Source organism: Rhizobium sp. L9 (genome assembly GCF_002531885.1).
Classification (GTDB): Bacteria; Pseudomonadota; Alphaproteobacteria; order Rhizobiales; family Rhizobiaceae; genus Rhizobium.
The window spans coordinates 114,948-127,278 of the sequence record NZ_NWSZ01000023.1; the positions used below are offsets into that span (position 1 = coordinate 114,948).

Genomic DNA, 12,331 nt, shown 5'->3' on the forward strand with positions numbered 1-12,331 from the left:
ATTTCGCGCGGTTCCGATCAGGACGCTGCTGCCGGGGCGGACGGGCATAGAAGATGTAGGAAAAGAAATGTCACGACGAGCAGGCAGTGCCGACCTTCCCCTTCACGGGGGGCGCGTGCCGCATTGGCTTGGCGACCGGATGACGCGGCTGGGAACGCTGATCACAGAAGCGATCGTTCATCATTATGGCCGCGATGAATTCCTGCGCCGGCTCGCCCACCCTTTCTGGTTCCAGTCCTTCGGCGCGGTCATGGGCATGGATTGGCATTCCTCCGGCATTACGACAAGCGTTCTCGGTGCATTGAAGCGCGGGCTGAAGCCGCGCGCCGGCGAGCTCGGCCTGCATGTCTGCGGCGGACGCGGGGCGCATTCGCGCAGAACCCCGCAGGAGCTCGTCTCGATCGGCGAGCGCGTCGGTCTCGACGGCGAGGGGCTTGCGACGACGAGCCGCCTCATCGCCAAGGTCGACAGCGCCGCGCTTCAGGACGGCTTCGACCTTTATCTTCACGGCTTCATCGTCGCCGATGACGGCCACTGGGTGGTGGTGCAGCAGGGCATGAACGGTGACAGACGGCAGGCGCGGCGTTATCACTGGCTCTCCGAAGGGCTTGAAAGTTTCGTCGACTCGCCGCATGCAGCAATTGAAGGCAGAAGTCAGGGCGAAATCGTCAATCTCGCCGACAAACGCGCAGAGCGCTCGCGGCGCGGCCAGCTGGATCTGCTCGCGACCCTCGGCCCCGACAGAATCATCCGCGAGGCGGCCGCGCTGATGCGTGTGGAGGAGCCGGCGCCCGAACCCGCTGCACAGCCGATGCTGCCGCATCTCATCATGCCCGCTCATCACGACGTGCGCGAGAGCGATGTCCACATGCGCCGCCTGCATGGAAATCTGGCGGCAGCGGCCGACCGCGGGCCGGTGGATTTTCAGGAGTTGCTCCTCGTTCCAGGCGTCGGCGCCCGGACGGTGAAGGCGCTGGCGATGGTGGCGGAAGTGGTACACGGCGCGCCCTGCCGTTTTTCCGACCCGGCGCGCTTCTCGATCGCCCATGGCGGCAAGGATCGCCATCCCTTCCCGGTACCGCTCAAGGTCTATGACGAAACGATCGGCGTGATGAAATCGGCGGTGCTGAAGGGCAGGCTCGGGCGTGAAGAGGAGCTGCAGGCGCTGAAGCGCCTGGACGAGCAATCGCGGCAGATGGAACGCTATGTCACGGGTCCCGATCTCAAAGAGATCATCGCCGGCGAATTCCGCCAATCCGCCGATTTCGGCGGCCGCAGCGTCTTCGGCTGGGAGCCTCCCGGGGGTGAGGATTAGGGCATGACGGCGAATGTCTCAGCGATTTCGGGCGGCATCATGCCATCGATTCGGATTTTCAGGCCGATGCGCTGTTCAATCGCCCGGTGAAGGCACACCCTCACGGATCACTTTCGAAAAATCGTCGGAGGCGCCGGCACCTTTTGCCCGTGCGGCGATATGCGCCGCCGCTTTCAACTCCTCAAAAGGTAGCTTCATGTCGAGTGCTTTCCGGTCATAGGCGAATTCCGGAAGGTAACCGTTCACGATCAGCCGCCAATCGAACGGAAATGCAGCGCCGACGGCCCGCATCATTTTGGCGGCAGTCGTGGTGCAGTTGGTCGTGAGCGAGTTGTAGAAGCGCGGGTGTTCGGCGAGCGTGTTCGCATCGCTCACATATTGCAGGAGAAGGCGAGTGGCATTGGCCGGCGGAACGCCCATGCGAAAAAGCTGAACGTCCTCGCCGCGTATGTTGGATCGAACAAGAATGACGTCGCTTTCGGTGGCCGCGATGATGACGAGGGGATTGCTTTTGAAGAGGTCGCCGATCGGAGAGAATTTACCCCCCGCCGTCCTCCGCACTTCGATCGACCATGCCAGGTATTGGTCGTCGTCGAACCCGAAACTCAGGATCATGTGTGCCATCTCAGGCCCTGCCCAATATGACATGAACAAATCGAGGCTCCTGAGCGTGTTCAGGTCGTAGGTGCGCGACTCCCATTTCTCCACAAAACCGCCATCCGTTTTCCAGGTGAAATTTCTGACATTGGTCAGCGTGAGGATGTTGTCGTTGACCGTGCCTGTCACCTGCCTGGCGACGTCTCCCGCCCAGTCGGACGTCACCGGCGGCTTGATTGAGTTCCACCACACGGCGATGCCTGCAAAGCAAAGGACGAAAGGAAGGATAACCAAGGAGCGTGGCTTCCAGATTATGGAAACTGCCGCGGCTACACCGACCGATGCGAGGACTCCTGCTGCGACCTGTCGGATCGGCAGGGAAACAGGCAGACGATAAAACAGCGCGAGAGAGGCCCATATGGTCGCCAGCAGAAACGCTAACCAGAAGACAGCCTTTGCAGCCCAGAACATTATGCGAACGAGCAGGGGCGCTTGCCGCCGTCCGCGGCCTGCAGATCTTGATGCACTTTGGCTGTTGTTGAAACTCATGACGCCTTCCTGGCCTTGGTTGAAGGTCAATCGATGAATTCGATGTCCCGGGCATGTGACGAGGGCCGAGAAGGCGTATTTATCCGGAGACGCGGCTCTCGTGACGGGCAGAACAATCTGTCTTGAACCGAGGACGCTTGTCCAGTCCGCATTGGACAAAACAAAAGGGTGTTACGAGCGGACGACCATCGAATATATCCGGGCGATATGTCCGTGCCCGTCGGAGCGGCGTCAGCAAGAGATGATCCTTCCCGGCAAGACGCCGATCCGGTTCGTCAATGCCCGTCCGGGGGGACGGCTTCCGCCGGCACTGTCTCCTTCAGGTTCTTTCGGTGGAAGATGAACAGGCCGGCAAAGACGATGATTGCGGCGCCGACGACGATCTGCATATCGGGAATATCGTTGAAGAAGATGTAGCCCAGTACGATCGCCCAGAGCAGCAGCGTATATTGGAGCGGCGCCAGCAGCGACGCCGGCGCGAGCTTGAGCGAGCGGGTGATGAGCAGATGCGCGCAGGTGGCGACGATGCCGAGCAGCAGCATGCCGGCCCAATCGATTGATGTTGCCGGCTGCCAGTTGCCGATGCTGAGCACGATGCCGGTGGCAAGGGCGGCGACCGTTTGCCATGTCACCAGCGTCGTGTCGCTGGTCGAGCGAAGGTAGCGGCTCATCACCAGTGACAGCGCGAAGGAAAAGCTGCCGGCGAGGCCGAAGAGCGAGGGAAGCGACAGCATCGCCGTCGAAGGGCGCAGTGCGATAACGACGCCGGCGAAGCCAACCAGAACGGCGAGCCAACGGCGCCAGCCGATCTTTTCCCCGAGAAAGAAATGCGAGAGCGCCGCAATGTAGATCGGCCCGGCCATGTAGAAGGTCATGACGTCGGCGAGCGGCAGATAGGCGACGGCCGCGTAGAACATCGCGACATCGGCGGTCGCCAAGACCACCCGCATGAACTGCAAGCCTTTCTGCTCGACGCGGATGAGCGCCATCGGTCCCTGCCCCAGGATCATCGGCCCGAGCACGATGAAGGCCCCGACCGAGCGGATCACCAGCACCTGGCCGACGGCAAAGCTCGCCACCAGCCATTTGCCCATCGCATCGTTCAGCGCAAACAGCAGATCCCCGAGCAGCATCAGCGCGACGCCCGTCATGATCAGGTTTCCGGCATTGGCGACAGCCGCCTTCGTCTTCATCTCTCGCATCCTCGCAAAAACGGCCGCGCGTGCGCGGCCAGGTGCGGATTCGACCCTAACGCTGCCGATGTCAACCATCCTGCGCTGCATTAGCGCATAGGTTCGAAAGGCGGAATCGGTTTTCGGAAAACACGATGCGTTGTTCTATAATATTAGAGCGTCCATCGTGCGTCCGAAGGACGCACGGCGCTTTATGCTGGCCAAACTGCGCCAGTGTCCGCCAGGTTGAGCGCGAGCGGGAGGCCCGGCCTGTCTTCAGTATTTCCAGCTTGTGTAATCGTCAGCAACGCATCCGAACGGAGCTCGATCCTGGCCGAACCGCTTCCGCAATTGAATGCATCCCCATTTGTTCAATGGTGTCGGCATGAGATTGTTGATATCCATCCCCGGCGACTGGAAAGGTGTGCTGGCACTCGTCACATGCCAAAGCCAGAAACCGATGAAGCCGGCCAGGATCAAAAAGAGGGTGCCGAAAAACAGCCGCAGCCGGCCCGCGACTGACATCGTTTTTCCGCGCTTGCCGATCAAGACCGGCACAGTCTGGCCACCGCCGTGCTGGGAGAATTGCGCAAGCGCAACCTTTCGCTCGTCATCCGTCAGCCCAATACGCTGCAGACGATCATCCAGAAGCACTGGCAGCGCTGTCCTGCCATGCCGGACCGCCAAGCCCACGGCTTTGCCGTTTGCCTCCCCCACAATCAAAGGCTCCTGACCTCCCTTCATCTGGGTGTAGGCTGATCGACCAGTCCGACCGTTGGCGATCTTGTCATTGTAGGTGACGGAAAGAATGTTGCGCTTGCGATGAAACGCAGCAATTTCCACCGGTATGGTATCCAAGAACGCCGGCTGGCGCAGATGCCGTTTGACCCTCCATATCCGCAGGGCCTGGAACAGTGTTCCAAGGCTCATGCTGCCAAGAAACAGGGCAAATACGATGAGGGTTATGATCCGGTTCCAGAGCTTGTCCAGACCGAGGCTCATTGTCGCCAATTCCGGATGATCGGCCGAGATCACCACGCCGGCTTCATAGTCGCCGGTATGAAAATCGACGAACATCACTTCGACTTCCGTGTCGTATTTGCAGCCGTCGTAATTGTAGACGATGCGCGCCTCACAGTCGGTAAAGAAGAGCTTGCGTGTCGTGCATCTCCCGCTTTGGACGTCACCATTCTCAAGGGCCAACGGATTTTGGCTGATCTGAAAATCCCTGATGATGCCGGGCGCTTGCCAGGTGACTATAAACACCGCCAGTGCCGCGATGACGGGAGTGGCCCAGAAGTAAGCCCGCGGCGTGGAGATCACATCAGGTGCAAGCGATAAAGGGCGGCTGGGAAGAACGAGGGCAGGCACGAGAATGACGTCTTTCGAATATTGAGGCTGAGGATACGCCCGATAAGAATTTTGATCGAAGCGGGTGACAGCTTCGCGGTAATGATCGCATTGATACATTGTGCGCGGGTCAAGTGTCACTCTGGTTGTCTCTCGAGGCCGGCACCTCTTCACAAAAAACTGAGGGCACTATGGAGCTACGCGGGCGGTCACCGTTGGGGACTGTGCACTGAGGCTGAAGCGGACTGCTAGCTTTTCTCTGGAAGAGGAGGAGAGCTAGACCCGACCATACATACGGCTAGCCCGCAGCAAGCGTAGCGAATAGGGATGTTCGACCGCGCCTTTCACAAGGCTTCAATATAGACCTGTTCGACGATCTCACCCGTTTCCATGATGGCGACGCGGCTCCACTGCGAAATCGGGATCGCGCTTCAGGATCGGCAGCCGGGTCGGCGGATACTCGATCTTCGGCAGGGAAGCCGGCAGCCCATGCGTATAGGGGTGCGGGAATGATGTTCGAATTCAGCCCGCTGCCTTGACGTCCCGCCAGTCTGTTTGGATATCGCCTTCGGCCTCCCAGCCTCGAAGCAGCCGATGCAGTTCGTCGCGATCCTGCGCGTCGAGCCGCGTCAATCCCGGCACGCGCACCGGGCCAGCATCGAGGCCGGAATAGGTGACGGCCTCTTTGACGACGGTGACGTTCGCGCCGTTGCGGAATTTGGTGCGCATCCGCTCGAAGGGTTCAAGCTTGTTGACGATCGCTCTCGCCGCGGCGAAATCGCCTTTTTCAAGCGCTTCGTGGACGGCGAGCGAAAGCTTCGGGGCGACGTTGACGAGGCCTGAGGTGAAGCCGCGCGCGCCGGCTGCGGTGAATGTCGGCGCCCAGCTCTCCGCCAGGCCGCAGACGAATAGCGCGCCATCCGGATGGGCGGCGGGGATCGCCCGCGACAGCAGCATCAGATCAGTCGTGGCGAACTTGATGCCGGCAATATTGCCGTGGTTGGCGAGGCGGACGATCTCGGCGACGGTGAAACCCTCGGCCCTGACGTAAGCGACGAGCGGCAGGGCGGATGCATCGGCGAGATTGCAGAAATAATCGATCTGGGCCGATGGTGCCGCGAAAGGATCGACGGGCTGATGCGACATGACGGCGGAGGCGCCGATCGCGGCTGCATCCCTGGCCATGCCGATCGCCTCGCGCAGCGACCGGCCGATCGCCGCCGTCACCGGCGCGCGGCCGTCGACGCCCGAAACCGCCGCCTCGTGGACGATCCGGATCTCCTGCGGCGTCAGGGCATAGAATTCCCCGGTATTGCCGGCTGCGACGATGTTGTGAATGCCGGCCGCGGCTACCCGTTCATAAACCTTCGCGGTAATCCGGGCCTCGACTTCGCCCCCGGCGTCATAAGCCGTGACGGGAACGCCCGACACGCCCCTAAGCGCCTTGCGCATGATCGCGATGCTCATTTTTCTCCCCCGTCGCTTTCCATCAGGATGATTGTTTGGCGAAGCGGAAAGGCGGCAGGCCCTCCGCATCCACGTCGAAGGCGATGACCGTGCCAGCCTCGAAACGTCCGGTGCGGTCTGTCGACAGGCTCGTGACGTAGAGGGTCCTGAAATCAGGCCCTCCGAAACACGGCATTGTCGGCGCTGCGACCGGCAGAATGTAGATTTCGACGATCTCGCCTTCGGGCGATATCCGGTTGAGACGGCCGGCAGAGACGCCGGCACTCCAATAGAACCCGTCGCGATCGGTGGTCGCCCCGTCGGGACGGCCTTGCTCTTCGGTGAAACTGCGCAGCTGCCGAGCCTCGCCGAGTTCGCCCGTCTCGGGATCGAAATCGAAGACTTGGAGGAAGCACTGCCGGCTGTCGGAGTGATACATCCGCCGGCCGTCCGGCGACCAGGCAAGGCCGTTGGAACTCGTCAGCCCCGTTGCCGCGGTCCGCGTGCTGCCATCGGGCCCGACACGGAAGAGCGCCGCGTCATTCACCTGCGGCTTGGCCTCGCTGATCGAGCCGACCCAGAAGTGGCCGTCCGGCCCAACCTTGCCGTCGTTGAGGCGGCCAATCATCTCGCGTCCGACCGGATCGCACAAAAATTGGAGATCACGGGACACGGGATCGAAGAGATGGATGCCGGTCCGGAGGCCGACAACGATCCGGCCGTCGCGGCAAAGTCCAAGACTACCGACCGCGGAAGGCATGTCGAAGCGTTCCACCTTGCCGTCTGCCGAGCACCGGATCACCGCCGGCGCGAGGATATCGACGAGCCAGAGTGCCCCGGTCTCCTCGTCCCACACGGGCGATTCACCGACCGTCAGCGGTTGCTGCAGGACCGAACGAGCCTTCGGCTCGATGAGCCGGGGCGCCGTCATGAGATTTTCTCCAGGTCTTTGACGAGGCCCTCGGCATCGCGCATGCGGATGTTGCCGTCGTGATTGAATTCGCAGAAACCGCCGCCCTGGAATGCAAGGGCGACCCGCCCCTCCGCTCGGTCCTCGATACGGGCGCGATCACGCGGCCGATCCTGCGGCTGGTAACCAAGCCGTGTCGCCAGATCGTTGTTCCACCATTTCGTGTCGGTATCGGAAACGCCGTAAACAACCGTTGCGGCGATCTGCGGGTGGGTGAGGCCGATCAGCACCAGTTGCGCCAGATCGCGGGCGCTGATCCAGATCGCGATCGAGCGCTCGCTGTTCGGGTAGGTGCCGGCGTTGCCGATGCGGATGGAAAGGGAGCGGATGCCCGATGTGTCATAATAGAGACCCGCCACCAGTTCGCCCCAGCATTTTGACAGTCCGTAGGGGCTGTCCGGCCGCATGGGATCGAGCGGCGAGATGACTTGGCCGCGCGGGTAAAAACCCGTGGCATGGTTGCTCGAGGCGTATACCATCCTCTCGACCTTGTTGATCCGAGCCGCCTCGTAGAGATTGTACGTCCCGAGCACATTGGCCTGCAAAATGGCATTCATGTCGACGCCGCTGGCGATGCCGGCAAGATGAACGGCCCCGTCGACACCGCGCAAAGCGGCCGTGGCCTCGTCAAGCTTCGACAGATCGGCACGGACGAAGCTCTCATTCTCGGCCAGTTCCTCGGGCTCATGAATGTCGATGAGGCTGAGATGCTCGAAATGCTGCCGGAGAAACGGGCGCAGCAGCGTCCCGACACGTCCGGCGGCGCCCGTCATTGCGATCCGTCTCATCGTCCTTCCTCCCATTGTCGCTCAAACCCCCTGGAACATGCGGGCGCGCGCATTCAGTATGTGTCTCTTCATCGCGTCGTGCGCTTCGGTTTCCCGCCGTGCGAAGATCGCCTCGACGATCACCGCATGCTCGTCCTGGACGCTGCGGATCTGCTCCGGGGTCCGTTTCAGGCTCAGGCTTCGCGTTACGGAATGGCCGATGGCGAAATGCGGCTTGAACCATTCGCGCACGGTGATGTGAAACTGATTGCCCGTCGCCATCGCAATCGCATCGTGCAGGGCCTGGTCTTCGTCGGCGCCGAGCTCGCCGTTCTTCAGACATTGCTCAATGGCAAGAAGCGCCTCGGTGATCCGCTCCTTATCGGCCGGCTGCCAGTTTCGCGCGGCAAGCTCTGCAGCTTCGGCCTCGAGACCGGCGCGGAATTCGAAGAACCGCTGGACATCGGCGAGCGAGCCGACCGGAACCATTTTCAGCATCGACGAATCCGGCCGTTGCCGGACATAGGAACCGGAGCCCTTGCGTGAAACGACGAGACCATCGGCCCTCAGGCGTTCGAGCGCTTCACGCACGACGGGTCTTGATGCGCCGAAATCGGCGGCTAGCCTTGTTTCCGACGGCAGCCGCTCGTTAACCGGAAAATGGCCGTCCGCGATCATTTCCACGATCTTCTCGTAGATGATATCGCTGAAGCGTGTTGCGCCCCGGTTAGAAACGGCACCGACTGCAAACGACATTATCGCTCTTTTCTCTCCCGCCAAGTGGCAAATTCACCCCCATCGGCTCTTCCGGCGAATAGAAGCCGGATATGCCTTCCAGACCATGCGCCGGCATGGCGTCGCCCCGTCGCCGGCCGTGATAAAACCCGTTTACAGCATCTGACAGCTTGAGCTTCATCTGCCAGTCACGGTAGAAGTTCCAATGGCTTGGCGCCTGGTTCGATATTACATCGCTATAGAATCTGTAATTATCTGTCAACTCTTGTAATCATTTGAGAACGTGTCTATGGTTTCGTCCTAGCGCCGAGGAGGGCGCAAAATGGCGGTCGGGAGCCCGCCGCACCAGCCGGGAATAGCCTGTACCGGCATAAAGGGGAGGAATCGATGCCCAATGAATTTCTGTCTCGCGGTGTCACCCGCCGCGCCGTTCTCGGCGGCATGGCTGGTGCTGCAGCATTGTCCATCGCCGGTCGCGCCTTCGCGGCTGGCGGCGAAGCGCCTGCGCTGGCTCAGCTGGTCAAAGACGGCAAACTGCCGCCTCTTACCGAGCGCCTGCCGAAGAAGCCGATGGTCGTCACGCCGTTCGAGAAGGTCGGCACCTATGGCGGCACGCTGCGCCGCGGCCTGCGCGGCTCATCCGACCACAACGGCATCCTGCGCATGGTCGGCAACCAGAGCCTCGTGCGCTGGAATCTGGAGTTCACCGCCGTGCAGCCGAACCTTGCCGAGCGCTGGGAGGTCAGCGACGACGCGACGCAATTCACCTTCCATCTGATCGAAGGTGTGCGCTGGTCCGACGGCCAACCTTTCACGGCCGACGACATCGTTTTTGCGATCGAAGACTGCGTCAAGAACACCGAACTTTACAGCGCGACACCGTCGCAGCTCTCCGTTGCCGGCAAGCCGGTTACTGTCGAGAAGATCGACGATTATACGGTGAAGTTCACCTTCGCGGCGCCGAACGCGCTTTATCTCGAAAATCTCGCCACGCCGCTCGGCCAGCATCCGACGCTCTTCCCGAAGCATTACTGCAGCCAGTTCTTGCCGAAGTACAATCCCAACATCGAGGCCGATGCGAAGAAGGCTGGCGTTACCAGCTGGACGGAGCTCTTCCGCAGCCGCTGCGGCGATATCGAGATCCCGACGCGCTGGGGCAATGTCGACAAGCCGACGCTCGATCCCTGGGTCGTCAAGGAGCCCTATGTCGGCGGCGCCACGCGCGTCGTCATGGCTCGGAACCCCTATTTCTGGCAGGTCGATACAGCAGGCAACCAGCTTCCCTACATCGATGAGATCAACTTCGGCATCTCACAGGATGTCGAATCGCTGATGCTGAACGTCATCTCCGGAAAGATCGATATCCAGGAACGTCACATCAGCGTGCTGGCGAACAAGCCGACGCTGTCCCAGAACATGCAGAAGGGCGATTATCGACTGCTGACGCTCGTTCCTTCCGCCTCGCAGCAGTGCCAGATCTATTTCAACATCACCCATAAAGATCCTGCCCTGCGCAAGATGTTTGCCGACAAATCTTTCCGGCAGGCGCTCTCGATCGGCATCAATCGCCAGGAACTGATCGACATCGTCTATTTCGGCCAAAGCGAGCCCTATCAGGCGGGGCCGCGTCCCACCCATCCCTGGTATCACGAGAAATACGCTCGGCAATTCACCGAATACGACGTCGATAAAGCCGGCGCGATGCTAGATCAGGCTGGCTACAAAAAGGGGCCCGACGGCTTCCGCCTTCGGCCGGACGGTCAAAAGGTGTTCTTCTCGGTCGACGTCATTCCGACGCTTTATCCCGATCTCGTCGATGCCCTGGAGCTGGTCAAGACGCATTGGTCGCAGATTGGCATCGACATGAAGGTCAATACGATCGAGCGGGCGCTCTATTATACCCGCGGCGACGACAATGCCCATGATGCGCAGGTGTGGCCGGGGCCGGGTGGTCTCGATCCGATGCTCGACCCGCGTGATTTCTTCGCCTTCCATCCGCAGGGTTCGCGTTACGCCATTCCGTGGACGCTCTGGTACACATCCAACGGTGCGCGTGGCGAGGAGCCGCCGGAAAGCCAAAAGATGCGCATGAAGCTGTTCGACGAAGCGCGTTCGACGGCCGATCTCGACAAGCGCGGCGCGATCATGAAGCAGATCTTCGACATCGCCGCGGAGGAATTCGAGACTGTCGGACTTTGCCTCGCCGTCGGTGGCTTCGGCATCATCCGCAATAATCTGCGCAATGTTCCCGAGAAGCAGCCGGATAGCTGGTCCTGGCCCAATCCGGGACCTGCGATGCCGCAGCAGTTCACCTTCACGAGCTGATTTTGATCGAGCGCCGTACCGACGGTCCGGCGCTTTCTTCGGTTCGCCTTCCGAGATGCTTTGCCGGCGATGAGAGCTGGTAAGGCCCGGAGGGCGGTACTCAATGCAAGAGGCGCCCATGCTGGTCTTTATCGCCAAACGTTTGTTGTGGATGATTCCATCGCTCTTTGCCGTCAGCTTCCTCGCATTCGTGCTGATCCAGCTGCCGCCGGGCGACTACGTCACGACCTATATCGCGACGCTGGCGGCTTCCAACGAAATCGTCGATCAGAACACCGCGGCACAATTGCGCGAACGCTTCGGACTCGATGACCCGATGCTCATCCAATATTTCAAATGGATCTGGGGAATCCTCTCGCGCGGCGATTTCGGCATTTCCTTCGAATGGCAGCAGCCGGTGTCCGACCTGATCTGGGAGCGTATGGCGCTGACCCTGGTTCTCGCTCTTTCGACATTGATCGCCACCTGGGCAATCGCCCTGCCGATCGGCGTCTTTTCCGCCGTCCGCAAATATTCGATCGGCGACTACTTCTTCACCGCCTTCACCTTCTTCGGCCTGGCTATTCCGTCCTTCCTGTTGGCCTTGGTGCTGATGTATGTCGCCGCGGTCGAATTCGGTCAGGATGTCGGCGGGCTGTTTTCGTCGCAATACGAGAATGCGCCCTGGAGCTTAGAGAAGATGGTAGATCTGTTCTCGCATCTTTGGCTTCCCGTCATCATTCTTGCCGTGTCCTCGACGGCAAGCCTCATCCGCGTGATGCGCGCCAACATGCTCGACGAACTGCCGAAGCCCTACGTGACGACGGCGCGGGCAAAGGGGCTCTCGGAGTTTCGGCTGCTGATGAAATATCCGTTGATGATCGCGCTCAATCCGTTCATCTCGACGATCGCCTGGTTGCTGCCCAACCTCATCTCCGGCTCTGTCGTCGTCGCCATCGTGCTTAATCTGCCGACGGCCGCCCCCTTGCTGCTACAGGCGCTGATGGCCCAGGACATGTATCTCGCCGGTGCCTTCGTTCTGCTGATCTGCGCGCTGACGCTGATAGGCTCTCTGATCAGCGACATCATGCTTGCGCTGGTCGATCCCCGCATCCGGCTGGAATAG

At 60.8% G+C, this 12,331-nt stretch carries 10 protein-coding genes and 1 pseudogene; 3 read left to right on the forward strand and 8 right to left on the reverse strand.

Annotation, left to right across the window (positions count from 1 at the left end; all coding sequences use genetic code 11):
- Positions 1 to 67: 67 nt before the first annotated feature.
- Positions 68 to 1,315 (forward strand): DUF763 domain-containing protein, encoded by a 1,248-nt coding sequence (locus CO660_RS22530; RefSeq protein WP_097600576.1) that lies wholly within the window; start codon positions 68 to 70, stop codon positions 1,313 to 1,315.
- 75 nt (positions 1,316 to 1,390) lie between these two features.
- Here the strand turns inward: CO660_RS22530 and CO660_RS22535 are convergent, their stop codons facing one another.
- The 8 genes and pseudogenes from CO660_RS22535 to CO660_RS22570 all read right to left on the reverse strand — a co-directional run bounded on the left by CO660_RS22535 (position 1,391) and on the right by CO660_RS22570 (position 8,922).
- Entirely contained in the window at positions 1,391 to 2,383 is a 993-nt protein-coding gene (locus tag CO660_RS22535; protein ID WP_245421358.1) for a DUF4105 domain-containing protein, read from the reverse strand.
- A 353-nt stretch (positions 2,384 to 2,736) separates the two neighbouring features.
- The gene (locus CO660_RS22540; RefSeq protein WP_097600625.1) at positions 2,737 to 3,654 is read right to left on the reverse strand and encodes a DMT family transporter; all 918 of its coding nucleotides are present in this window, start codon (positions 3,652 to 3,654) and stop codon (positions 2,737 to 2,739) included.
- A gap of 255 nt (positions 3,655 to 3,909) precedes the next feature.
- Entirely contained in the window at positions 3,910 to 5,004 is a 1,095-nt protein-coding gene (locus CO660_RS22545) for a hypothetical protein (protein WP_097600626.1), read from the reverse strand.
- Between the two features lie 255 nt (positions 5,005 to 5,259).
- Positions 5,260 to 5,390, reverse strand: a pseudogene (locus tag CO660_RS33945) (ABC transporter ATP-binding protein); the annotation flags it as partial.
- 115 nt (positions 5,391 to 5,505) lie between these two features.
- The gene (locus CO660_RS22555) at positions 5,506 to 6,450 is read right to left on the reverse strand and encodes a dihydrodipicolinate synthase family protein (RefSeq protein WP_097600578.1); all 945 of its coding nucleotides are present in this window, start codon (positions 6,448 to 6,450) and stop codon (positions 5,506 to 5,508) included.
- Positions 6,451 to 6,472: 22 nt separating this feature from the next.
- Positions 6,473 to 7,360 (reverse strand): SMP-30/gluconolactonase/LRE family protein, encoded by an 888-nt coding sequence (locus tag CO660_RS22560; protein ID WP_097600579.1) that lies wholly within the window; start codon positions 7,358 to 7,360, stop codon positions 6,473 to 6,475.
- Positions 7,357 to 8,187, reverse strand: a complete 831-nt coding sequence (locus CO660_RS22565) for an NAD(P)-dependent oxidoreductase (RefSeq protein ID WP_097600580.1) — start codon at positions 8,185 to 8,187, stop codon at positions 7,357 to 7,359. Before CO660_RS22565 ends, CO660_RS22560 begins: the two co-directional genes overlap by 4 nt.
- 21 nt (positions 8,188 to 8,208) lie before the next feature.
- Positions 8,209 to 8,922, reverse strand: coding sequence for a FadR/GntR family transcriptional regulator (locus CO660_RS22570; protein ID WP_097600581.1), 714 nt, complete (start codon positions 8,920 to 8,922; stop codon positions 8,209 to 8,211).
- A 366-nt stretch (positions 8,923 to 9,288) separates the two neighbouring features.
- Here CO660_RS22570 and CO660_RS22575 point away from each other — a divergent pair, with 366 nt between their 5' ends.
- A complete protein-coding gene (locus CO660_RS22575) occupies positions 9,289 to 11,226 on the forward strand; it encodes an ABC transporter substrate-binding protein (RefSeq protein ID WP_097600582.1) in 1,938 nt (645 codons plus the stop codon).
- A gap of 118 nt (positions 11,227 to 11,344) precedes the next feature.
- Positions 11,345 to 12,331 carry an ABC transporter permease gene (locus tag CO660_RS22580; RefSeq protein WP_097600583.1) on the forward strand — a complete coding sequence of 329 codons (987 nt, stop codon included), beginning with the start codon at positions 11,345 to 11,347 and terminating at the stop codon, positions 12,329 to 12,331.